Annotated in this window: 1 protein-coding gene (only partly in view); it reads right to left on the reverse strand. The window is 75.0% G+C overall.

From position 1 onward, the window contains the following. Positions 1-25,044 carry part of the coding region annotated (locus tag ABEB12_RS35860; protein WP_345703437.1) for a rhomboid family intramembrane serine protease on the reverse strand (this coding region is incomplete at its 3' end). The annotated region continues 45,715 nt past the right edge of the window, so 25,044 of the 70,759 annotated nt are shown.

Consider the following 25,044-nt stretch of genomic DNA (forward strand, 5'->3'; position numbering starts at 1 on the left):
CCAGGTCCCGGTCCGCCCAGAAGAACCCGACCAACCGCTGCGGCAGATCGCCCAGCCCGGCCGCCGCCAGCGCGTCCAACACCGGTCCGACCAGGGGAAGCTCCACGAACCCGTCGCGCTCGACCCCGTAGGCGAGCAACTCGGGCATGATCTGCTCGAACGCGGCCAGCTCGCCCGGCCGCTCGTTTTCGAGCACCGCCCCGCTGTGCTTCGAACCGCCCCGCTCAGCCTCGGCCATCCAGCGCAGCTCGGCAATGATCACCGATTCCGGGTGGTAGTACAGGTAGCCGGTCTGCCGGGGGTCGGCCTCGGTGGGGGAGCCGTGCCGGTCGGCGGCGGTGTCCCGGTGCGTCGCGTCGGTGATCACCGAGCGCAGCACCTCGGGCAGGTGCCGCGCCTGCGCCTCGGTCAGCTCGGGGAAGTGGGCCAGGATGTGCCGGACCAGCAGCATCATGGCCAGGCCCTCGGCGAACCGCTCGTTCTCCAGCTCGGTCGCGTCGGTCAGGCTGCCAAGCGGCAGCGCCATCGGCACGGACAGCCCGGCGGCGAAGGCGCCCTCGGCCAGCTGGTCGGGCAGGTCGTAACGGATGAAGTCGAACCCGTCCAGCAGCACGTGGCCGAACTCGTGCCAGAGCACCAGCCGCAGCGCGAAACCGAGCGCCTCGTCCTGCCCGATCGGCCGGCCGAGCAGCTCGAACACCTTGCCGATGTCGGCGGCCACCAGGGGCAGCGGCGCGTCGGCCAGCCACATGCGCATGTCCGGCAGGTCCCGGCCCTCGGCCCGGTCGGCCACCCGCCATGCGCCGCTGGTCAGGCCGGGCACCCAGTAGCTGTGCGCCAGCACCCAGGGCACCTGGTCGTCCAGCACGGCGCGCAGTCTCGGTCCCAGCGGCAGCCCGCGCAGGTGCTCCAGGAACTCCCGGCCGGCCGCGCGCACCCAGCCGCCGCGCGGGTCGTCCGGCTCGATCGGCGTCTCTTCGCCCTCGGGCGTCTCGGCCCCCTCGGGGGCCGGCGCCCCGGCGGTGTCGCCTTCGAGGGCCACCGCCGGACCGCCGTCCACCGGCTCGCGCGCCACCAGCCAGACCACCGTGCCGGCGCGGTCGGCGCGCAGCCCGGGATGTGCCTCGATGGCGTCGCGCACGGCGGCAACCAGTGCCGCCGAACCCAGCTCCTGATGCAGTTCGGCCAGTTCACGGGACTGGTCCGGGCGCTGGCCCAGATCCTCGATGAGCAGCCCGGCGACCTCGAAGGCGACCTGCAACCGGGTGTCCGGGGAGTGCTCGCGGGCGGGGGACACGACGGCGTGCCGGGCCAGCACCTCGGCGATCCGCCGCGCCAGCCCCGGTGGGGCGGACGGGTAGAACTCGTCGAACCAGGCCGGCGCGGTCACCCCGGCGTCCAACAGCGAGGCCACCGCGTCGGGGGTCGCGCCCCGGCCGAAGCGGTCCAGCAGCGCGAGCAGCGCCTCGAGCTGCTCGAGGTGCACCTCGCCCCTGGCCTGTGCGGGCCAGCGGGCCAGCGCGTTCGCCACCGGACCCCATTCGGCGCGCAGCCCGGTGGGGTCGGCCGCCGGGTCCGCCAGCACCGCGCGCGCCCGGTGGACGAAGCCCAGCTCGGGGCGGGCCGCGCCGACCCGCGCGGCGATCTCTGCGCCGGCCAGCCCCGGCCAGCGCCCGGACGGCGCGGCCATCAGCCACTCCAGCACGGCCAGCACCACCGGTTCCGGGTGGTAGTGCAGGTAACCGGGTAGTTCCGGGTCGCTCTGGGTGGGCGAGCCGTGCCGGTCCTCGGCCGACTGGTGGTGCGTGACGTCGGTGGTGACCGAGCGCAGCACGTCCGGCAGGTGCCGGCGCTGTGCCTCGGTGAGCTCGGGGAACCGGGCCAGCACGTGTCGGACCAGCAGCATCATGGCCAGCCCCTCGGCGAACCGTTCGTCCTCCACCGAGGTCGGGCCGGTCAGCGCGTGCAGCGCGGTGATCAGCGGGACGGACAGCCCGGCGGCGAAGGTGTCCCTGGCCAGCTGCTCCGCCTCGCCGTCCCGCGCCTCGTTGTAGATGCCGGCCAGCAGGTGGGTCAGCTCATGCCAGACCCCCAGGCGGACGCTCAGCTCCACCGCCTCGGCGTGGCTGATCGGGTAGTCGAGCAGGTCGAACACCCGCCCTATGTCCTCGGCAATGGCGGTCATGGAGGAGCGGGAGATCCACAGCCTGGGCGGCTCGGTCGGGTCCTCGGCGGGTTGCAGGAAGGTGTAGGCGTTCGGGGACCAGTAGCTGTGCTCCAACACCACCCGGGGCACCAGGTCCAACAGCCCGGCCCGGGCGTCCAGGCTGGTCGGTACTTCGGCGATGAGCTCGAGGAACTCCACGCCCGCCGCGCGCACCGAGGCGCCGAGCGGGTCGGCGGGGTCGATGCGCCGCGCCTGCTCGGGCCGCTGCCGCACGTCCCGCAGCCCGTCCAGGGCGTCCGCCGGGTCCATCGGCTCGACCGGCACCGCCGGGCCGCCGTCCACCGGCTCGCGCGGCACAAGCCAGACCACCGTCCCCGTGCGGTCCGCGCGCAGCCACGGGGAGGTGTCGATCGCCCGGCGCACCAGCTCGGCCTGTGCCGAGTCGAGCACCCGCAACAGCTCGTCCAGCGGGCGGGCCTGGTCCCGCCGCGCGCGCAGGTCATCGGCCAGCGCGGCCGCGACCTGGACGGACATCCGCAGGTCGACGTCCAAGCCCTGGTCGGTGGCGTGCCGCTGCCGCACGTCCTCGATCCGGCCGACCAGCAGCCGGTCCCGCCGGGAGACCGGGCCGAACACCCCGGCCATCGCGTGCGCGACGTGCGGATCACCCAAACCGAACAACGCGGCCAACAGGACGGTGCCGGCCACCACCAGGGCGGTACCGCCGAGGTTCCGGCGCGCCTTCCGCAGGTGGGCCTGGACGAACGCGTCAACCGCCTCGCCGGGCACGGCCACTCTGACCGTCCCGTTCCGCAGCCGGCCCCGGTGCAGCCCCACCAGCACCTCGTCGGCCTGGTCCTCGGCGCCCGGCACCGGAAGCAGTAGCGGGCCGCCGGAGACGCCCGCGCGGGCGGCGACGGCGCCGGTGTGATCGAGGGTGAGCTCTCGCACCCTGGACCCGCGCCCGGTGACGTCACTGATCACCAGGGGCGCCGAGCTGGGGCCGAGCACCGGATAGCCGATCAGGCGCAGCCCGGTCGGTTCCGCCGGCGCGGCGCCGATCGGGATCCGCGGCAGCGCCAGCTGGTTGATCACTGGGTCGGTCAGCTGGCCGATGGCCAGGTCGAGTGTCCGCACGGCGCGCTCGAGCCGCTGCGCGTCGAGCCCCGGCGCGACGTTCCGGGCGGCGAACCAGGCGATCAGTTCCGCCGGGTCCAGCGGATCCCAGGCGGTGGCCCGCATTCTCAGCTGGCCATCGGGGGTGGACAGGTGCGCCCACAGGGTCGCGGTGTCGCCGGCCACGTGATCGTTGGTCAGCCATACCGCGTCCGGGCCGGCGGTGAACAGCACGATGCCGGTGCCGGCGACGAACCGTCCGTCGAGTTTTCTGCCGGTGAACTGCAGGACCCGGTGGGTGTTGGCGGGGACCGCGATCCCCGACTCGCCCGTCTGCCAGCCGCCCAGGCCGTACCGGTCGAAGACCCGGGTGAACGGGCTGGTCAGTTGCCGGTCGCCGACGCCCAGCCACGGCACCGTGAACGACGCGACCAAGGTGGTCCCCAGGGCCGAGTGACCCAGCACGGCGAGCACCAGGACGACCGCGGCCGCCACCAACGCGACCCGCAACCAGGCCGGCGGCGCCCGTGACCCGAGGACGCCGTCGGTATCACCGGAGTCCGCCGCCGGACCCGGGTCATCGGCGAACTCGTCGCCGTTGCGGACCGAGGTGAACCAGGCCGGCGGGTCCGCCCCGGCGCCCAGCAGCTCGGTCACCGTCTGTTCGGTTGCGCCCGGACGGACCAGGTCCAACAGGGCGAACACGGCGTCCAGCTGCATTGTGTGCAGCCAGCTCCTTGCCTCGTCGGGCAACCGGGCCAGAGCCCGCAGCACGGTCCGCAGATTGGCCGCCAGCTCCTCGGTCAGCTCGGCCGGCTGGTCCGCGTGCAGTGCCCACATCCGGTGCACAGAGCCGAGTTCGGGGCGGGCGAGGGCGACCTTGGCGGCGGTTGCCGCGTCGGCCAGCGGGGGCGGCGCCGCGCCGCCCACCGACCTTGCCAGCCACTCCAGGATGGCCAGCAGCACCGGCTCGGCGTGGTAGTACAGGTAGCCGGCGGTCCCGGGACCGGCCTCGGTGGGGGAGCCGTGCCGGTCACCGGCGTAGGCGTGGTGGGTCGAGTCGGTGAGCACCGAGCGAAGCACGTCCGGCAGGTGCCTACGCTGCGTGTCGGTCAGCTCGGGGAACCGGTCGAGGATGTGCCTGACCAGCAACATCGCGGCCAGGCCCTCGGCGAACCGCTCGTTCTCCAGGTAGGTCGCGGTGGCCAGCCCGCGCAGCGGCAGGACCAGCGGAACGGACAACCCGGCGTCGAAGGTGTCCGCGCCCAGCTGCTCCGGGAAGTTGCTCCCGCTGGCCTGGTAGGCCAGCTGCAGCACGTGGGCCAGCTCGTGCCAGGCCAGGAACCGCACCGCCAGGTCGAAGGCCTCGTCGGGGTCGAGCGCCAGCCCGAGCAGCTCGAACACGTCCGCGATGTTCCGCGCGAACCCGGGGACCGAGGACTCGGCGATCCAGAACCGCGCGTCGGGCAGGTCCAGCCCGTCCCGGCCGGCGATCCGCCGCTCGGTCGGGTCGACGAAGCTGGCCCCGGTCCGCGACCGGTAGGTGTTCGCCGGCAGCCGGGCCATGATGTCTTCCAGCGCGGTGAGCGTGCGCGGGTGCAGCGGCAGCCTCCTGGCGTGCGTCAGGAACTCGCCGAACGCCTCCCCGAGCCGGACACCGAACGGATCGCCGGCGAAGTCGATTCGTCGGTCGTCGCTGGCCGGCTGGTGCAGGCCCAGCTCCTCACCGGCAACCTCGGACGGCGGGGCCGAACCGGTCACGAACGGTTCCGCCGGCACCAGCCACAGCACGGTGCCCGCCCGGTCGGTGCGCAGCCGGGGGTGTGCCTTGATCGCCAGCTCCACCGCCATCCACACCGAGGAGTCGCCGAGGGCGCGCCACAGCTCCTCCAGCACGATGGCCTGGTCGCGCCGCCCGCGCAGGTCGGCGGCGAGCACCGCACCCACCGCGAATGCCACCCGCAGGTCCACGTCCGGGGTGTAGTCCTCGGTGAACCGGCCCTGCACCTGCACGATCCGGGCGGCCAGCGACCGGGTGCGCCCCGCCCCCGCGTCCGCCGCCGGGTGGAGCACCGCGCCGAGGACGACGGCGGTCAGCGGGGTCAGGTCGGGCAGCTTGGGCAGCCGGTGGTGGGGTTTGCGCTGGTGGCGGGGGAGTCGGGCGTTGGCCACCTCGGCCAGCTCGTGCTCGAACAGCATGCGCAGCGCCGCCGGCGCCAGCGCGCCCGCCCGCAACGCGGCCAGCACGGCCGCGTCCAGGTACAGCCAGCCGTCCGAGGCGGCGAAGACCACCAGGTCGTCCGGGCCGCCCTTGGCGTGCAGCGCGGCGTTGAACCCGGTGGCCACCCGCACCCCGTGGATGCCGGCGGCGGCGCCGGGGCGCAGCCCGGCGAACCGTTCCAGGTCGGTGGGGGTGAGCGCGACCGTCCAGGTCAGCCGCGCGATGACGCGCAGGATCAGCCCCAGCAACGCGTCGGAAAGGCCGGTCCGGGAGATCAGTGCGGGGCCGCCGCGGCCGTGCTTCGAGCCCTGGCCGGCGGGCGGCAGGGTGGCGTTGACCTCGCCAAGCTCGTTCACCAGGCCCTGGCAGGCCTGGCACTGGGCGACGTGCTCGGTGGCCTTCTGGTGCGCGCGCTGGCGCAGCGTGCCGCGCACCAGGCCGGCCAGGTCGCCCCGGCAGGCCAAGCACTCCTCGGGCGTGCCCTCCTGCCGCGCCGGGAGGTGCATCTCCAGGTAGCCGCGGCGCAGCGCCTCGCGCGCCCGGTAGGCGAGCACCCTGGTCGCGTTCGGGGAGAGACCGAGCAGGTCGGCAGCCTCGGTCGGCGTCATCCCCTCGACCTCGATCAGCCACAACACCGCGCGCTGGCCCTCCGTCAGAAAGCCCCGAGCCCCCGCCGCCAGCTCGGCCTCCAGCCCGGCGACGGTTCGCTCGCCGGGGCCGGGGGCCGGGTCCACGACCTCCGGCTGCCGGTCCAGCGGGGCGTTCCCCGGCTGGGGCGCCGCGCCGGGGAACCGCAGGTGCCGGACGGTGGTGTTCAGGTAGGCGCGGAGGTGCTCGATGTCCCGGCCCTTGCGGACCTGCTTGAGCAGGCCGGCGAACGCCTGGTCCACCAGGTCCTCGGCGTCCTCCTGGTTCCGGGTCAATCCGCGCGCGAAGGCAAGCACCGAGGGCCGGTGGCGCTGGTAGAGCAGTGCGAGCCCGAGCGACTCGCCCGCCGGGTGCCGCCGCATCAGGGCCAGCAGCTCGGCATCGGGCATGTCGGCTCTCGGGGCGGCGCCGAGCAGCGCCAGCCGGTGCTCGAAGCCCACCCCGTGGTCCGCCCAGACGGCCAGCTCGGCACGGTCCGGGTGCCGCACGTGGGTCAGCTCGTGCGCCTCCATGGCCTGCCGGACGTGCAGCGGCAGCGGACGGACCCGCTGGTCGAACAGCTGCCGATCGGCGATCACCAGCCCGGCGCTGGGCAGCACCAGGTAGACGATCACCACCGGATCCAGGTCGGCGGCGGCCAGCCGTCCGGCCAGCGCCGCGTTGAACCGCCCGGCGAACGCGAGCTGCATCCCGCGCTCCGCCCAGTTGCCGGTCGGGCTGGCCGTGTGCAGGTCATCGGCGTCCGCCGGGGTCAGCCGGCCCGCGTCGATGAGCTCCCGCAGCAACCCCCAGATCTGCGTGAACCGGGGCAGATCCAGCTCGACCGGGTCCGCGGTGATCGGGTCCAGCGCGATGGCGTGCGGCCCGTCCGAGGGGCCGTCCCAGTCGCCGTCGAGCTCGCTGGGCAGGCCGAACGCCTCCGCCGGGAACTGGTCGGCCGGGCCGATCCAGGCGTCGCGGCGCTGCTTTTCCCAGGTCTTGCCGGTGATCCGGCCGTGCTCATCGATCTCCCGCAGCCGGGCGACGGCGTCGGCGATCTCGTCCTCGCCGAGCCCGGCCTGGTGGCGCAAGCGAGCGGCCAGTCGGCCCCAGTTCAGCGCGGCGATGTCGGCAAGCTCGTCCTCGGTGAGCGAGGGCGCCCGGAGCTGTTCCGACACGAACTCGGACCGGATGACCTGGCGCTTCAGCTCGGTGGCCAGATCCTTGCCGCTGGGGAAGGTGGCGCCGTGGTCGATCAGCCACAGCTTGATCCGTTTCGGCAGGCGGCCGAAGCCCCGGTAGTTGCCCTTGTTGCGGTCCCGGTTGGCCATGGCGTAGTCGGCGACCGCCGCGCGGCGCCGGTCGCCCGGCCGGTAGACGGTGATGTCGTAGTCGCCCTCGTCGGTGCCGTGCAGCCACTCCTGCGCGGAGCCCTGGCCGCGCTTGCCGGTGTACCCCGCGGTCGGCGGCGCCAGGTCACGCCAGCGCAGCTCGTCGAGCAGGATGTCGGCGGCGATCTCCCGGGCCGGTTCGCCGTCCTGCCACCGCCGGTACGGCGCCAACACCTTGTAGAGCGCGACCCGCCAGCCGAACACCTCGACGGCGTACGGGCTCCCCGCCGGCGGGCCGCCGGTGTGCGCGTCGCGCGGCTGGGCACCCTCGGTGGCCAGGTCCTCGAGCAACTCCCGCTGGTCCCGGTGCAGCGGCCCGGTTTCCGGTGCGGCCGGTGCGGTCGCCGGCTCGAGCTCTCCGGTGAACTCGTCGCTCGGCCGGAACGCCTGGCCCGGGAACCGGTCCGCCGGGCCGGTCCAGGCCGCGCGGCGCTGGTTTTCCCAGGTCTTGCCGGTGATCCGGCCGTGCTCGCCGATCTCCCGCAGCCGGGCGACGGCGTCGGCGATCTCGTCCTCGCCGAGGCCGGCCTGGTGGCGCCAGCGGGCGGCCAGCCGGTCCCGGTTCGACCGGCGCACATCGGCGACCTCGTGTTCGGTCAGCGACGGGGTCCGCAGCTGTTCCCACACGAAGTCCGAGGTGATGACCTGGTGCGCCAGGTCCGCGCGGCGGGGGAAGGTGCCGCCGTGGCCGAGCAGCCGCAGCTTCATCCGGCCCCACAGGCCGCCCACGCTCCGGTACTGCTCGGCGCCCCGGTTCCGGTTGGCCATGGCGTAGTCGAGGGCGGCGGCGCGGCGGCGTTCGCCCGGCCGGTAACCGGTGATGTCGTAGTCGCCCTCGTCGGTGCCGTGCAGCCACCGCTGTGCGACGCCCTGGCCGTGCGGTCCGTCGAATGCCACGGCCGGCGGCAACATGTCGGCCCAGTCCAGCTCGTCGGCCAGGATGTAGGCCGCGAGGTCCCCGTCCGGCTCGCCGACCCGGTACGTGGCGACGCGCCAGCCCCGCGCTTCGACGGCGTATCGGCCGGGCTCGAGTTCCCTATACTCGTGCGGCCCGGCGTTCAGGTCCTCGAGCAGTTCCCGCTGCTCCCGGTTCCACCCCGGCACCACCGCCGCGAGCGCCGCTCCACCGGCGTGCGCCGCGAGCTGCGCGACCCCGATCGGGTGCCCGGCGACGGCCAGGTGCGCGGCGACGGCGAACGCCAGCGCCACCAGCGCGACAACGACGACCCAGACCGGCGGCGCGCGCGCCCACCGCCCGCCGGGCGCTCCCGGCACCACCCTGGCCGCCGCGAGCACCGCCACGACCGCGACCAGAGCAAGCGCCGCCAACGCGGCCCAGCCGGTCAGCAGACCGTGCCCGGCCAGGGCGACCAGCAGCGCCGGCAGCGCCACCGCCAGCGCGCCGTCCGGCCCGGTACCCGGCGTGCCCCCGGTACCCCAGCCGAACGGCGTCCACGGCCCGCCCCGCCGACCTGACCACCCCGGTCCGTCCTGTTCACCCCGCCCGCCCGGCCGGGTCGGCTCGGCGGTGTCGGCCCGGCCGGCGCGGCGGATGACGAGCGCGCGGCCCTCGGAACCCACGGACAGCTCGGAACCCGGCACACCGGTCGCGTCGACCAGCAGCGCTTCGGGCGTCTGGAGGGCCGCGGCAAGCGCGTTCAGCGACATCGACTCGTCGGGGTCGAGCACGCTCAGGACCTCCGCGTACAGCCCGGCGAGCGTTTGGTCGGTGCCTAGCCGACTGATCAACCCGTTGACCCGCTCGCGCAGCGCGGCCAGCTCCGCACCCGCCGAGGCGACCAGCGCGGCTCCGCCGGGCAGTGGGCCGGCGGCCAGTGCGGCGAGCCGTTGGTCCAGCGGCGCCAGCGCGAGGGTCAGCAGCAGGTAGAGGCTGGACCTGGCACCGGCGGACTCCTCGACCGCGACGTACAGCTCGGCCTCTTCCAGCTGTCTGGCTGCGCTGCGCAGGCTCTCCGCGACCTGCTCCTGGGCCTCCGCGAGCCGCCATTGGCCGATCAGCTTCGTCTCCTCGGCGGTGTCCCCGGCGAACTTGCCGTCCGGCCGGTCGGACTCGATGTGCCCGGCCTCGTGCCCGCGCACCTCGTCCCGCCAGTCCGCCGGCAGCCAGCCGCGCTCGATGCGGTGCGCCGAGGTGGTCAAGACCCAGTTCGGCACCAGCACCACGCCGTCGCCCAGGATCAGCGCCAGCACGGGGTCGGCCCAGGCGAAGGCGAGCAGCGGCCTCGGCCCGTTCACCCAGCCGAGGCCCAGCTCGGCCAGCGTCGCCCTGGCCGCCCCGGAATCGGTGTCCCAGGCCAGCACCGGGTAGCCGCCGTACTCGCCGAAGGGGGTCTCCGGGTCGCTCAGGAAGGGCAGCAACTTGCGCAGCCCGGCGAGCAGGTCGGCCAGTTCCCGGTCGGTCATCCCGCCCTCGCGCAGCGGCCCCCCGCGCGCGCCGCCGTCCCCGGGTTGCTCGAGCCGCCGGCCGTAACGACGTTCGGCTTTCGCCAGCAACGCGGCAATGCCGGCGCCGGCCCGCCACAGCCGCCGGTATTGCTCGAGGACCTTCGCCTCGGTCTCCCCGGTGATCATCCGCGCACGCAGCTCGGCGACCGCCTCGGTCAGTTCGAAGCCGACCAGCGCCGACCACAGTGCGCTCTCGAACTCCTCGCGGGCGGTGGCCACCGCGTCTGCAGCCCCGGGCCGCTCGGCCAGTTCCCCGTGCGCGGCGGCCCACAGCTGGTATGCCCGCCACACCGCGGCCCACAGGTCGTCCAACCCGGCAACCAGGTCGGCCGGTGCGGTCGGTGCGGTCGGTGCGGGATCCACCTGGCCCGGCTGTGCGGCCCGCCAGGCCGCCACCAACAACGCCAGCAGCGGTTCCTCCGCGCCCACCACGTGGTGCCGGCGCACCAGCGGGTCCAGCACCTGTCGCGCCGTGTCCAACTCGCCCAGCCATCCACTCAGCTCGGCCGCCAGCTGGTCGGTTCCGGCGTGCGTCACCACCGTCCACAACGCCTCGGTCCACTCGTCGCCACCGGCGCCCTCGACACCCCTGGCCGAGGCGACCCGCCGCAGCAGCTCCAGGTCGGTGAACCATTCCGGCTGCTCCTCGGCCAGATGCCGGTTGGCTCGCAGTACCCGCCACCACACGGCCGGCTCGGACTCCGTCAATCCGGCCGCGCCGGTGGCCTCGCGGGTAGCGACCCGCCGCGCGGCAGCCAGTGCCTCGGATGCCTCGTTGAGGGTGGTCAGCGCCTCGTTCAAGCCACGAACCGCCGCCTTGAACCCGAGCCGCTTCGCCAGCGCGGCGACGCTGGGACCAGGCCGATCCCCGAGCTCGGCCAGCTGTTCTGCGTACTGCCGCTCGGCCCTGCCCAACACCTCGGCGACACCGGCACCGGCCCGCCACAGCCGCCGGTACAGCTCGACCAGTGACGCCTCGGCCGCCACGGTGATCATCCGCGAGCGCAGTTCCTCGACCGCCGCGTTCAGCGCCTGCCTCGGTGCGTCGCCGGTCAGCTCGGGGCCCTCCAACGCGAGCCGGACAGCCACCAGCAGCGGGGTCTCGAACCGCGCGCGGGCAACCGCCACCGCGTCCGCCGCCGAGGACCCCTCGGCCAGCGCCCGCCGCGCCGCGACCAGCTCCTGGTAACTCCGCCACACCGAGATCCACGGCTCACCCAGGCTGGCGATGAACTCGTCCACCGGCGGCGGCGTCGCGTTCGCCCGCGCCGGCCGGTCCGCCCGCCACGCCGCCACCAACAACGCCACCACCAGCGGCTCGTCCGCGTCCGCCGGATGGCGACGCACGACCGGGGTCAACACGAACGCCCCCGCGTGCACCAGCCCCAGCTGGTCGCGCAGCTCGGTGGCCAGCGGATCGGTGCCGGCATGCGCGACCACCGCCCACAGGGCCTCGGCCAGGTCGTTGTGCTCGGTGTCCGCGCTGCCCCCGGAGGCGATCCGGCGCAGCAGGTCCAGGTCGGTGAACCACTCCGGTTGCTGGTCACCTAGGTCCCGGTAGAGCTGAAGCGCTCGCCGCCATGACCACAGTTCGGCGGCTGGTTCCGGCGTGTGCGGCCCAGCCAGCTCATCCGTCGTCAGGTTCCGGCCGGCGATCTTGCCCAGTGCGCGCTGCGCCCCGGCCACAGCCTCCCGCGCCGCGTCGGCCGCCGCTTCGGCTTCGGCCACGGACATCACCTTCGACCCGGTAACCACGCCGGACGGCCACTCGACAACCGGCCCGTGCGCCGGTCCGCCGCTCCCGACGGCGGTCGTTCCGCCGGACCGCTCCGGCTCGGATGCGCCCTCGGTCGCCTCAGTGCCGGCCGATCGAACGTCGCTCGCCTCGACGGTCGCCGCATCGTTCGTGCCGCCATCCGGTGCTTGGGTGTGAGCGGCCCGCTGCGCGGCTCGCAACGTCCCCACAGCCCGGTGGTAGGCGTCCCATGCCCGGTTCAACCGGCCGGCCGCGTGCCGGACGCCGGGCCGCCCGGCCAGTGCCTCGGTGTCACTCCCCCGGAGCTCACGGAGCTGGTCGGCGTGGCGTTCCTCGGCCTTGCTGAGCACCTCGGCGATACCGGCGCCGGCTTGCCACAGCAGCCGGTACTGCTCGACGATCTTCGTCTCGGCCGCCTCGGTGACCATCCCCGCGAGCAGTTGCTCTGCCGCCCTGTCCAGTGCCTGCCTCGGCGCGTCACCACCCAGTTCGGGTCCGGCCAGAGCCAGCCGCAACGCCATCCACAGCGGCGTCTTGAAGCGAGTCCGGGCGGCGGCCACACCGTCCATCGCCGCTGGCCGTTCCGGCAGCTCCCGGTGCGCGGCGACCCACGCCTGGTGCGCCGTCCAGAGGGTGCCCCACGGCTCGCCCAACTGCTTGATCAGGTCGTTGGGCACCGTCGGCGGGGTGGCGTCGGCCCGCTCCGGCCGCGCGGCCCGCCATGCCGCCGCCAACAATCCCATGACCTGTGGTTCCTCCGCGCCGGCGGTCCGGCTCCGGAGCAAGCGGTCCAGCACCTTCCCCTCGGTGTCCAGCTGGCTCAGGTGTTCGCTCAGCTCGGCGGCTAGCGGGTCGGACCCGGCGTGCGCGACCAGCGCCCACAACACCTCGGCCGGTTCGTCGCCCTCGGCGCCCTCGATGCCCCCGGCCGAGGCGATCCGCCGCAGCAGCTCCAGGTCGGTGGACCAGGCGGGTTGTTCCCCGGCGGCCCGTACCTCGGCCAGGTTCCGGTAGACCCGCAACGCCCGCCCCCACGGCCCGGACACCACTTCGGCCGCGCTCGCGGTGAGCCCGCCGGCCCCGGCCTCCGGGCTGGCGACCTCCCCGAACGCGCGCTGTGCCTCGGCGACCTCCGCCAACGCGACCGCCACTGCCTCTTGCGCCTCGGCCACGGGATCCGGCTCACCGGCCGCGCCGGCCGCCGGGCCGGGGCCATCGGCGGGCCGGTTGTCAGCGGGGACCGTCTCGCCGGAGCCACCAGGGCTGGGCGTGCTGGGACCGGACGCGCCCGGGCCGGGGCCGGCGGTGGGGACCGGCGGGGCGTCGTCCGGCGGGGACAGTCGCCAGACCAGCAGCTCGACGGGCTCGTCCCGGGAGTGCCGCTCGCCAAGCAGGTCGGTGTAGGAGCGGCCCAGCTCGGCGCGGTCCGGCAGCAGGTAACTCGCGGTCACCTGCGTGGCGCCCGCGGGGATCGGGATCTGGTGCAGGGGGCCGGAGAGCTCGGTGAACGCGACGCCGATGTCCAGGTTGGCGCGCAGCGCGGCGGCGAGCCGCTTCAGGTAGTCACGGAACAGGTGGCCGAGGGCGAGGTCGGTTCCGGTGTACACCCGGCCGGCGACCAGCAGCGATCCGTCCAGGACGAGGCCGTTGGTGTCCGCGATGGGGGTCCCGCCCCTGGCGCCGTCCACGTCGTCCCAGGCGAACACCACGGGCTGGTCGGGGTCCTGCATGAAGTCCTGGGCGTACTCGCGGTGGCTGCCGGTGATGCAGTGCAGGCAGTTGCCCCGCTCGTTCATGCCCAGCTGGAGGAGCTCCAGCGGGTCGCGGGACATGCCGATCCGGACGCGCCGGCCCACGCCGTTCGGCGTGCGCACCGTGCGCACCAGGTCCGCCGGGGCGAGCTGGAAGACCGCGTCGGCGCGCAAGCCCAACTCGTCGGAGAGCGCCTGCCAGTAGGCGTCGATGCCAGCTTGGCGCCTGCCGGTGCTGTGCCATTCCCGCAGGTAGTCGCCGATCAGGTAGCGGGTGCGGTCGGTGGCAACCGGGTGGTAGGAGATCAGGACCTGCCACAGCCGGTCGCCCGGCCGCACCGGCGGGCGGCCCTGGAAGTCCACGCCGTACAGCAGGCCGAGCTCGTTGGCGCTCCAGCCCAGCCAGCGGGCGGTGAACTCGGCGAGCGGGGCGAGTCGGTCCTGCTCGCCGGGCAGACCGGTGATCCGTTCGGCCAGCTCCGCCAGCTCGCCGAGCAGCCGGTTGTGGTGATCACCCCGCACGACCAGCGGGTGGATCTGCGCGAGCGTGGTGGCCAGTTGCGCCCACTCGCTCCGGAACTGCCCGCGCAGCGCCACCTGCTTGCGCGTGCTCTCCCCGGGCAGGCCCCGGAGCAGGGCGAGCAGCAGCTCCCGGTACTCGTCGGTGCGCGGCCTGGTGCCCATCCCGGTGCCGGGCTGGGGATCGACGAACCAGTGCAGCAGCTCCTGCACCCGGCGTTGGTCACGGAACTGGGTGGGCAGCTCCCGCACCAGATCCTGGTGCTCCGCCCCGACGGCCGCCGCGAACAGCCGGCGCAGTATCAGGTCGATGTTCGACGCCCGGCCGGCCCCGTCGAGCAACCACGCGGGCGGCGCCGGCCCGTGGGCGCCCACCCAGCCGAGCCGGCGCAGGAAGTCCCCCGGTGCCCCGCCGGACCACGGCTGCCGGGCCACCGCGAACGCGTCGCGCAGCAGCTCCCGCTCGAACAGCAGGTGTTCCGCGCGCGGGGTGTTGGCCAGCCGGGGCAGCACCAGCTCGGCCCGCCGCCAGTACTCGGCGTCGTTGCGCCGGTGCGACATCACCCAGCGCGCCAGACCGCTGTGCAGCCCCACCCGCGCCCGGTTCAGATACTTGGCGACACCGTCGTCCAGGGCGATTCCCCAACTTGGCAGGTCGGTCAGCAGCCCGATCAGCATGCCGGCGGTGGCCACCGCGGACTCGGTCCGCCGGGTGTTGTTGCCGCGCAGCCTGCCCAGCGCGTCGGCCACCTCGGCGGCGAACCCGCGCTGCGCCTCCGGGTCGCGCAGCACCGCCAGCAGGCCGGGGTCGCCCGCGATGGCGGCGGCCACCCCGAGCCGCAGCGCGGCGTGCACCAGGGCCGGCGGCCACTGCTCGCCCGGCACCCGCAGCCAGCCCGGCTGGTCCAGGAAGGACCAGTCCTCCCGCTCGTTTACCCAGTGCCGCAACGCCCGCTGGGCCAACCCGACCAGCACGTCCCACTGCGCCGTCGGCAGCTCCACGCCGGTGGCCAGCTCGCCGAGCAGCGGCCACAGCGACCGCCAGAACGCAGCGTCCACCCGGCCCGCCCGCTCGGCCTGGACCAACGCGGTCAGCTCGCGCAACCGGGCCAGCTCGGCGACCAGCCCCGCGTGTTCCTCGGCGAGCAGCTGGTCGTGCCGCAGCAGCTGGCCGCCCGACGGGTCGGGCCGCCGCGCGGCCAGCTCGGCGGCCAGCCCGTCGATCCGGGTGTTCGCCGCCTCGGCGGCCAAGCCGGGCAGCTCGGCGTACACCGCGGCCAGGTCGTCCCGGATCCGCCGCAGCTTGCCGGCCAGCCGCGCCGCCTCCGGATCGGGCAGGCCGGCCATGTGCCGCAACACCCTCCCGTGCGGCAGCGGCAGCGCCGCCAGCACCGCGGCGGAGAGATCGGGGCGCAGCGCCATCAGGTTCTCGTGCACGCCCATCCGGTCCGCCCTGGCCAGCACGTCGGCAAACCGATCGGGCAGTGCCGCGTCGGAGAACACCACCGGGGTCGGGTCCAACGTCCGGATCAGCAGCACCTCGATGCCGTCCAGTCGGTGCGCCAGCGCGTCGCGCAGACCCTGCACCGGCAGGTAGACGACCCGCTGCCGGCCGAACACCAGCCGATAGCCGGGGTGGCTGTGGTCCAGCGGTGCCGGGTCGGTGGCCAGTACCAGCTCGTCGATGGTGTCCCGCACGACGGCCCGCTGCTCGGGGGGCAGCGCCAGCTGGTGGCCGGTGTGCGGGTCGATCGCCACCGCCACCTCGCCGGTCCGCCACCGGCCCGGCGGGAGAAACGCGGCGGCCAGCAGGCCGGTGCCGCCGGTCAGCAGGTGCGGGAACGCCGCCAACCCGAAGTGGAGGGCCAGGCCGGCCGCCACCGCCAGGCCCAGGTAGGCCAGCGCGCGCAGCACCCGGCCTCGGTCCGTGCGCTGGTCCCGTGTGCCGGGAGCGTCAACTCGGTGTGCTGAGACCGCCGACTCGCGGGAAAGAGGAAGGAGGGTGCGGACGGCTTCGTGGGTTTGTTTGCGGTAGAGGGCAGAGTTGGTTTTGAGGAGGGTGGCCAGTTCGGTCAGTTGCGCGTTGGTGGGGGCGGCCAGGGCGGCGAACAGCTCCCTGGCGCCGTGCGCCGGGGCGAACCCGTCGGCGGACTTGACCAAGATGCCAAGGCCGACCAGCACGTTGAGCGTCTTGACCACGGTCTGGCGCTGCTTGCCGGCGGCCCGGTGCAACTCGGTGACCGTCCGTCCGTCGAGCACCCCGATGACCAGGTCGTACAGGTTCAACCCGGCCGCACCGGCCGGCGCGGCGGCCCGCGCGGCGGACCGGGACGGCGCCGCCGGCGCCTTCGGGTCCAACGCCAGCAGCCTGGTAACCGCCTCCGCGAACGGCCGGGAGTCGCCCTCGTCCAGCGGCGACACCACCCGGATCACGTTGCCGAACGCGATCAGCGCCTCGCGCAGCGCCGGCCCGCGCACCTGTTCCGGGTGTTCGGCCAGGTCCAGCCAGTCCAGCACCCGTCCGGCCAGGGTGTGCGGCCGCTTGCCCACCCGGTCGGTGGACTCCAGCATGCCCAGCCCGGCCAACCGGTTCAGCCAGCCGCGCAGCCCGCCCTGACGCAGCGGGAGCAGCCGGACCAGCTCGGGCACAGTCCGGCCCGGGTGCGCCCGCAGCGTGTCCAGCAGGTCCGCGACGGTGAACCTGGCCGCGGCGACCGGCATGCCGAACAGCGGGCTGCCGGTGGTCTTGGTGAGCCGGGTGAAGCCGGCCAGGATCGGCGCCACCGGCCGGTCCAGAGCGAGTTGACCGTGCAGCTTGATGGCATCCCGCAGTTCGACCAGCGCGGCCCGGTAGGCGGGTTCGGCCACCCGCTCCGGGGCGCGCAGGTCGGCACTCACCTGGCGCAGCTCCGGCACGGGCAGGTGGCCGCTCGACATCAGCCGGTGCCGGACGGTCGTGGTCAGGCCCGCCGACTCGAACAGCTCCAGCCACATCCACAGCGCGTCGAACGCCACCGAGTCGGCCCGGGCCAGCTGCGCGCGGACCAGGTGCACCAGCGCAACCTCGGGTTCGGCGAACAGGTCGTCGATCAGCGCCAACACCGTGTAGGGCGGCTCACCCGGCCCGCCCAGGCGCTGCCCGTAGAGCGGGCTGCCCCACAGCCTGCGCAGCCGGTCCACCGCGCGCTTGGTCTCCAATGCGCCTCGGCCCCTGGTCAGGTCGCGGGTGGCGGCCAGCCAATCGGTGAGCTCGATCAGCGCGCCGCCCAGCTCGGTGGCGTCGCTGACCGGCCCTCGGAGCGTGGCCAGCAGACGGGACGCGGCCGGCGTGGTCCGGTAGCGGATCGGCTCGCCACCGCCCCCGTGGCCGGACAGCAGGCCCCAGCGCTCCAGCGGGCGTAGCAACATCCGCACCGAGCCCGGGCGCTGTCCGGTGATCTCTGCCAGCTCCTCGGTGGTGCGCGGCCGGCCGTCCAGCCGGTACAGCAGGTCCAGCGCGAACCAGCCGCGGTCCACCGGCTCGTCCAGGTTGCGGTTGGTGTGCACGGCAAGGGTCATGGCAATCAGCTCTCCTTGGTGATGGGTGTTGGAAAGGTGGAAGGGCACGTGCTGGGCGAGCGCCCAGCCGAGGGCGCCGAAGGCGAGGCCGGCGGCGGCCCAGAGCAGTGGCTGCCCGGCGGGGTTCGCGCGGAGCAGCGCGCCGGCCAATAGCGCGAGCGCTACGCCGGCGCCGGCCAGTGGCAGGCCGGCCACCCCCGCCAGCACGGCGCCCAGCACCGCACCGGCCAGGCCGGCCAGCCATGCGGCGGGTGGCGCGTCCGGCAGCACCAGCCGCCCGGCGTCGCTCGCCCGACCGCCCGGGCTGCCGGGGCCGTCGTCCGGCCGCCGGGGGTCGCCCGCCCGGCTGCCGGGGCCGTTGTCCAGCCGGCGGACCTCGGTCAGGAACGCGCCCACCAGCGCCGGATCGTCGGCGGCGAGCTGGCGGGCGTCATCGGCCGGGTCGGCCGGGTCGGTCCAGGAGGTGACCGGGGCCAGGTAGCCGCCGTCCGCGCCGACCAGCGCGGCACCGGGCGGCGCCACCGGGAAGGCCGCATTGGCGATCAGCTGGGCGGGCAGCCGCAGGCCGGCGAGCGTGTCGCCGGGCACGGCCGGGGCGAGCGGCGCGGCGGTGGCCAGCGCCGTACCCAGCACGAACACCCGGGTGCCCTCGGCGGGGATCGCGCCGGCCAGCGGTGCCCGGCCGAACCCGGCCAGCCCGGGCACCACGAGCACCGCGATGTCCAGGCCGGCGAACTCGTCCAGCCCCGCCGACCCCGGCGTGACGATCCGGGCCACCGGATGGCCGGCGACGGTCAGCGCCCCGGCGGGCAGGTTGCGCACCCATTCGCCCCGGGTGACCACCAGCCGGTCGGCGTACCGGAACCCGTCCTCGGTCCGCCCGCCCGGCCCGGTCACCGGCACCACCCGGCTCCGGGCCGCCGCGAGCGCCGCCGGGTCGGGCCGGGCGCCCGGCTGGGACACCTGGTACAACCCGGTGATCAGGTTGCGCCCGGTCGCCTCGTCCTGGCTGACCACCAGCTCCCACTCGCCGCCGTGGGCCGGCGCCGGGCGGATGCGCAGCAGGGTGACCGGGCCGGTCCGGTCCACCTCGATGTCCGGCCGGGCCAGCGCGCCGGCGAGCAGCTCGGCCAGCTCGAGCACGTCGCTCGCCGCCAGGACGCCCGCCGGCAGATCCTGGTTGAGCTGGACGAGCAGCGAGATCAGCGCCCGCTCCGGGGTGTCCCACACCCGGAACGGCCCGGTCGCCGCGCCGTGCAGCTCCCAGTCCCAGAGCGGGCCGGCCAGCGGGAAGTCCCGGACCATCGCCCGCAGTTCGGCGAACTCGCGCGCGTCGGTCTCCGCGTCGGTGTGCCGCGCCGCGACCGTCGCTGGGATACCGGGGAAGGCGCCGGTGATGCTCAGCTCGCGCAGCTCGGCCGGCAGGCCGGGCGCGGTGAGGGTCAGGTAGGGGATCGGGCCGTCGAGATCCCGGCGCAGCGCCGGGTGCGCCGTACGCAGCCCGAAGATGCCGATCCGGCTGTTCCGCCGCGCCAGGAAGGACGCCGAGTCGACCGCCGCGCCCAGCAGCTCCCGATCCGCCTCGGCCAGCTCGGCGGCGACGGCGGAGGCGGGCAGCACCGGGTGGCCGGAGCGCAGCAGGATCCGGGTGGTCAGGAATGCCACCCGGGCCAGCTCGGCCTCTCGATCGCGCGGTTCGTCCCCGGGTCGGCGCGCGGCCCAGCCGGGCAGCGCCATGGCCAGCGCCGGACCCAGCGCCGGTGCGAGCGCCAGCCAGAACAGCGCGCCGACGCCGATGCCGAGCGCGCCCCAGCGGAGCGGCTTCACCCAGCGTCGGTCGGCGGCCGCCCGCCCGATCAAGGCGCGCAGTGCGCGCAGCGCGTCCGCCAGCACCGCCGGCGGGCCCCGGGCCAGCGCCGCGTCGATGCCGCGCGGCAGTACCGCGAGGAACGGGGGAATCAGTGAGGTGCCGGCGACCATCAGCACCGAGACCCCGGCGATCGGCCAGCCCACGCCGGTGAGCTGGCTGGCCGCCAGCCCCATCGCCACCCCCAACAGCGCCGTGGTCAGCGGCCCGCGCTCGACCCGCCGCCCGGCCCGGCGGAGGGCCTCGTTCAGTTCCCGCTCCGCGTGCTCCTGCTCCTGGCGGGCCGCCGTGACCTCGGCCTGGGCGGGGGCCTGCCCGTCCCGGTACCGGGAGAGCTGGTCGCGGGCGGCCTCGGTGACCGCCAGTTCCTCGGCCCGCTCCCGCAGCAGCCGGTGCCAGCGGTCGGCTTCGCGCAGCGCGCGCACCCGGGTGTTGTGCCTGGCCAGGCCGGTGTGCGGTTCCGGTTGCGCCGGGTTCAGCAGCGCCTCCAGCAGGGCCAGCTCGCGCTCCATGCCGAGGATCTCGACCAGCCGGCGGGCCAGTGCGGCTGGCGCGTCGTCCAGCGGAAGCCAGGCGTTCGCGGCGTCCAGGTCGCGTTCCAGCAAGTCCCGGTGGGCCAGCAACTCGGCCGGGCTCAACGTGCCGAAGGCGTCCAGCGCCAGCACCGCCCGGTGTCCCAGCCAGACCTCCCGAGCCGGCGGTTCCGGGGCCGCGCGGGCAGCAGTGGCTTCGTCGGCTTCGGCCTGCCGGTGCACCGCTTCCAGCAGCACCTCCACCAGCCGCTCCGCGACCAGCCACGGCGCCTGGAACAGCTCGGCCAGCGCCAGGTCCCGCGCCGGATCGGCCAGCTCGGCGCGCAGCTCGCCGGCCAGCTCACCGACCACCCGCCAGGCCTCGTGCGGCTGGAACGGGTGCGTCTCCAGCGCCGCTCCCAGCCGGGTGTCGAGCAGTTCGTGCAACGCGCGCAGCAAGTTCGCTACCCCGGGATGCCAGCGGTTCCGCAGCCGTTGACGCAGGTCGACCAGCATGCGTTGGACCGCCACCACGGCCCACCAGCTCCGGCTGGCCGGTGCGCCCGGCATGGCGTCGTTGGCCGCGTGCACCGCCGCGACCAGCCGCCGTTCCGCCGCATACGAGTCGTCCCCGACCGCCGGTGCATCGGTCACGTCGAGGGCCACGGCGAACGTCGCGTCGACCGCCGCCGCTTCGGCCGCGTCCAGCAGCGCCGCAGCCACCTCCGCGTCGGTCAGGGCCTGGCGCAGCTCCCGGTAGGTGTCGGCCAGCTCGGCCGGCCCGTCCTCGGCGAGCATGCTCAGCAGGTCTCGCACGGCAACCAGCTGCTCGTGATCACGCGCCTGCTCGGCAGACAGCTCGCCGGTACCTCCGATCAGCCGGGGCGCCAGCGGCTCCCGGTGCCAGTCCGGCGTCTCGGCCAGCGCCGCCAGGGCATCGCCCAGCTCGCTCCACAACACGTCCGCGACCCGGTGCGCGTTGATCGCCCCGGCGAGTGCGGCCACGTCGGCCGCCCCGGCGGCCGAGGCCACCTCGGTCAACGACCACAGCCCGGCCAGCCGGTGCTCGGCCAGCCCTGCCACCGCCGCGTCGGTGCGACGCTCCGCCTCGGCCAGCCGGGCCAGCGCGCCGCCCACCTCGGGGTGCCGGTCGGCGGCCTCGGCCAGCCACCGGGCCAGCTGGGCCAGCCGCCGATCCCGTGCCCAGCCCCACCGGGTGTCCGCCGGGTAGCGGCGGGAGATCCGCAGCGCGTCGTCCAGCAGCCCGAATGCCCCGAACGCCCGCGCCGGGTCGATGACCAGGGCTACCCGCCGGGTGCCGTCGGCGTCCCGCCAGCCCACGGCGGTGACCGAAGCGGCGATGCGGGCCGCCCGGTCCACGTCGATCAGCTGGGCCAGCCGGTCGGCCAGCACGGCGGCCGGCACCTGCCGCCAGCCGCCGTTCGCGGGGCCAGCCGAACGATCCGAGCCGTCCGAGCCCCAGGTCCAGCCGCCCAGCCAGTGCAGATCCTCCTCGGCCAGCCCACGCAACGCCCGCGCTGCCAGCTCCAGATCCTCGTTCCGGTCCGGGCCGCGCGGGTCGAGCCAAGGCAGCGCGGCGGCCAGCAGGGTGACCCCGCCGAGTTGGTGGGCTAGCCAGCCGATGAGCAGGTGCAGCAGGGGTTCGAGATGTCCCAGCAGGGCGCCGACCAGCCAGGCCGCAACCACCGCCAGGGCAGCCGCCGCCACCGGGTCGGCCAGGTGCAACCGGAATCGGGGGGCCGGCCCGTCGAGCGCCAGGTATCCGATGTCGGTGAGCCGGTAGCCGGTGTTGGCCTGCTCGTCGCCGAACCGGGTCTCGGTGAGGTCGCCCTGCGCAATCAGTTCGGTGAGCAGCGCAATGATTTCGGCCGCACTGGCGTCCAGCACCAACTCCAGCTGCGCCAGCGTGATGTTCGGCCGCCGGACGGCCTCCCGCAGCACCGTCTGCCGGGTGAGCGGCCGGAGGCCACGCAGGTCACGGAGCGCGGTCTTCGCGACCCAGCGCAGCGCCTCCCGCTCCGCCTGCTCGGTGAGCGCGCCCCGGCCCTCGAGCAGGTCCGCCAGCGCGTTGAGCGTGTTCTGGACCCGCTCGGGGTGGTTGCCGATGTTGTCCAGCGCGTCGGCCAGTTCCTCGGTGTGTGCCGGTACCCGGTAGTGCCACTCCCAGCCACCGGCCGGGGTAGCCACGCGCTCCCGGTGCAGCAGGCCGATGCGCACCAGGCCGATCAGCCGGGTCCGGGTCCAGTCCGGGTTGAGCCCGATCTCCTCGGCGATCTCGGCGCGGATGCGACCGGCCGGGCCGGTGCCGACGGCCCGGATGGTGGCCAGGATGTCCCCGCCCTGGTGCCGCTCGGCCGGCCCGTCCGCCGGCAGCTCCGGGACCAGCTCGCGGGCCTCGGTCAGCAGGTCCCGCATCCGCTCGGTGCGGGTGGAGTCGGGCGCCACGTACGGCGGCCGGTTGAACAGCTGGCCCAGCTCCTCGCGCAGCGTTTCGGGCAGCGCCGAGGCCGGGACGTACAGCTGGTCCAGCAGCGCCTCCGCGCCGGCGCGCGGGGTGTAGACGTGGTTGCCGCCGACGCCCGCCTCGGTCACCCGGCTCTCCCGGTCGGCCAGGCCGAGGTCGAACAGCAGCTGCAGGCGGATCTGCGCCGCCGGCCGCTTGACGCGGAGGTGACCAGCCAGGTCGTTGACCACCACGCCGGCCCGGTTGTCCAGCAGGTACCGCAGCGCGCCGTGCATCGACCTCGGGTTCACCGGCAGCGCGGCGGCCAGCAGGGTGGCCCCGCCGAGCTGGTGGGCCAGCCAGCCGATGAGCAGGTGCAGCAGGGGTTCGAGATGTCCCAGGACGACGCCGAGCAGCCAGGCCGCGACGACCGCCAGCACGGCGGCCGCCATCGGGTCGAGCATGCGCAAACCGTCCCGGCCGTCCTCCGGGTCGACGCCGTCCAGCAGTGCCCGTAGCTGCGCGGCCTGCGCGGCGCCGAAGGCCGCCCGTGCCTCGGCGGTCGCCGCGTCGTAGCGGGCCAGCTCCGCCGCCACCCGCGCGCGGGTTTCCTCGGGCAGCTCGGCCAACAGCGCCTGGCGGTGGTTGACCAGCAGCTCGTGCCGCTGCAGGGTGCCGCGCTCGACCAATTCGGCCAGGTCCACCGGTCCCGCACCGGCCCGTTCCGCCAGCCGCCTGGCCAGCCAGGCTCGGTAGTCGTTGACCTGGGCCGTGGCCAGCAGGTCAACCACCGCGCCCACGGAGAGCCCCGGCTCCATCAGGTCGTTCTGGTTCTCGCGGTAGGCCGCCTCGGCGGCGGCCGGGAGCGCCCGGAGCACGTCCTGGCCGTCGACCCGGACGAGTACCACCGCGGTCCGGTGGTAGGCCACAGCCATGTCCAGCCGGAGGAACCGCTCGACCAACGAGCCGGCGGGCGAGTCGAAATCGGGCAGCTCCTCGAGCAGCCCCACCAGCTGCTCGGCGTGCCAGCCGGACAGTTCGCTCAGGGCCTCGACCAGATCGTCCCCGGCCATGCGCAGGTTGAAGAACGGGTCGGCGAGGTCCCCTTCCTCGGGGGTGTGCTCTGCCAGGTTCGCGACCAGCCTGGCCAGCGCCCCGGCGGACCGGCGGGAAGTCCGGTCGGTGACCGGCACCTCGGCCCCGGAGGCCTCGCGTAGCGCCATGTCCAGGCCGTGCCGAGCGTGGTCCGCGTCGTCGGTGTCGTAGCCGTCCCACTGCACACGAAGCGCCTCGTAGGCGTCCAACAGCGCCTGCCAGGGCTCCCACACCGCCTCGGCCAGCGCCCGGTCCCAGGTGTCCGCGTCGGCGAGCGCGGCCCGGTCCAGGACCAGCACCTCGCGGATGACCTCCAGGTCGGCCCGCAGCGTGGCCTCCGCGCGCGCCGCGTCGACCAGCGCCTGGAACGCCTCCCGGAGCAGCCCGACTTGCGGTCCCTCGGCGGGATCGGGTTTGGCGCGCGCCAGCTCGTGCAGCGCCCGGGCCAGCGCGACGACCCCGTCGACCCCGTCGACCGCCGTCCCGGCCAGCGTCCGGAGCCCGCCGATGTCCGACTCCCACCCGTCGTCGGCGCCGGCGAGTACCCGCCACGCCATCACCACCCGCCATGCGGCGAGCAGCCCGACCTCGTCGGCGCGCAGGCCGTCCCGCCGCAGTTGCTCGGCGGCGGTGCGCAGCTCGTCCAGCAGCGGGTCGGCCGAGCCGATGGCCTTGGCCAGGCCGCCCCGGGGCAGGCCCAGCGGGTCACCGGCGAACGGGTCGGTGACCAGCAGTTCGCGCAGCGCGGCAGGCAGCTCCGCCGTTGCCACCGGCAGGTAGCGGCGCCAGCTCGGGTCCTCGGCGGCCTGCGCCTCGGTGAGCAGCCCGTCCCGGATGGCCTCGAGCACGCCGACGCCGATCACCTCGGCCAGCTGCGGGGGGCCGACGAACCGGCCGCCGCCCAGCTCCTCGGTGGCGGTGTGCACGCCGACCAGCAGCGGCCCCGCGAACAGCGGGGCGCCGGAGTGGCCGGGGCCGGTGACCAGCATCGCCTGCCCGCCGCGCAGCGGGCCGGCGACGTCGTGCATCCGGCCACCGGGGTGGCCCACCTGAAACACCACGGTGCCCTCGGCGGCGGGCACGGTGGCCGCCTCGGCAATCGCCGGACCCTGGCCCTCGCCGTAGAGGTCGTCCAGGTTCGGGTGCACCACCAGCGCGAGGTCCACGGCGTCCTCGCCGTACAGCTCGGCCAGCGCGGCCCGCTCCGGGTCGCTGAACTCGTCCACCCGCAGCGCGACATAGCCGGCCGCCCGGGCATACCAGTGCGGCCCCCGGCCGACCCTCAGGTTCCGCATCGGCCGGCCGTCCGACCGCTGCACGACGTGCAGCGCGGTGAGGGTGAGGTAGCGGCCCACCCGTACCCCGGTCGCGGACATCCCGAGTGTGTGCACGAAACCGTCGTCGTTCGGCGCCGGCTCCTCGGCCACCACGTGCAGCGCGGCTCGCCGCGCCTTCGCCAGCCCGGCCGGGGCGTCCACCGCGGCGCCGGGGTAGAAGTTCTCCACCCGGAGCAGGCCGCCGGCACCACTGCGCA

This window comes from Actinospineispora eucalypti, assembly GCF_039543365.1.
Classification (GTDB): domain Bacteria; phylum Actinomycetota; class Actinomycetes; order Mycobacteriales; family Pseudonocardiaceae; genus Pseudonocardia; species Pseudonocardia eucalypti.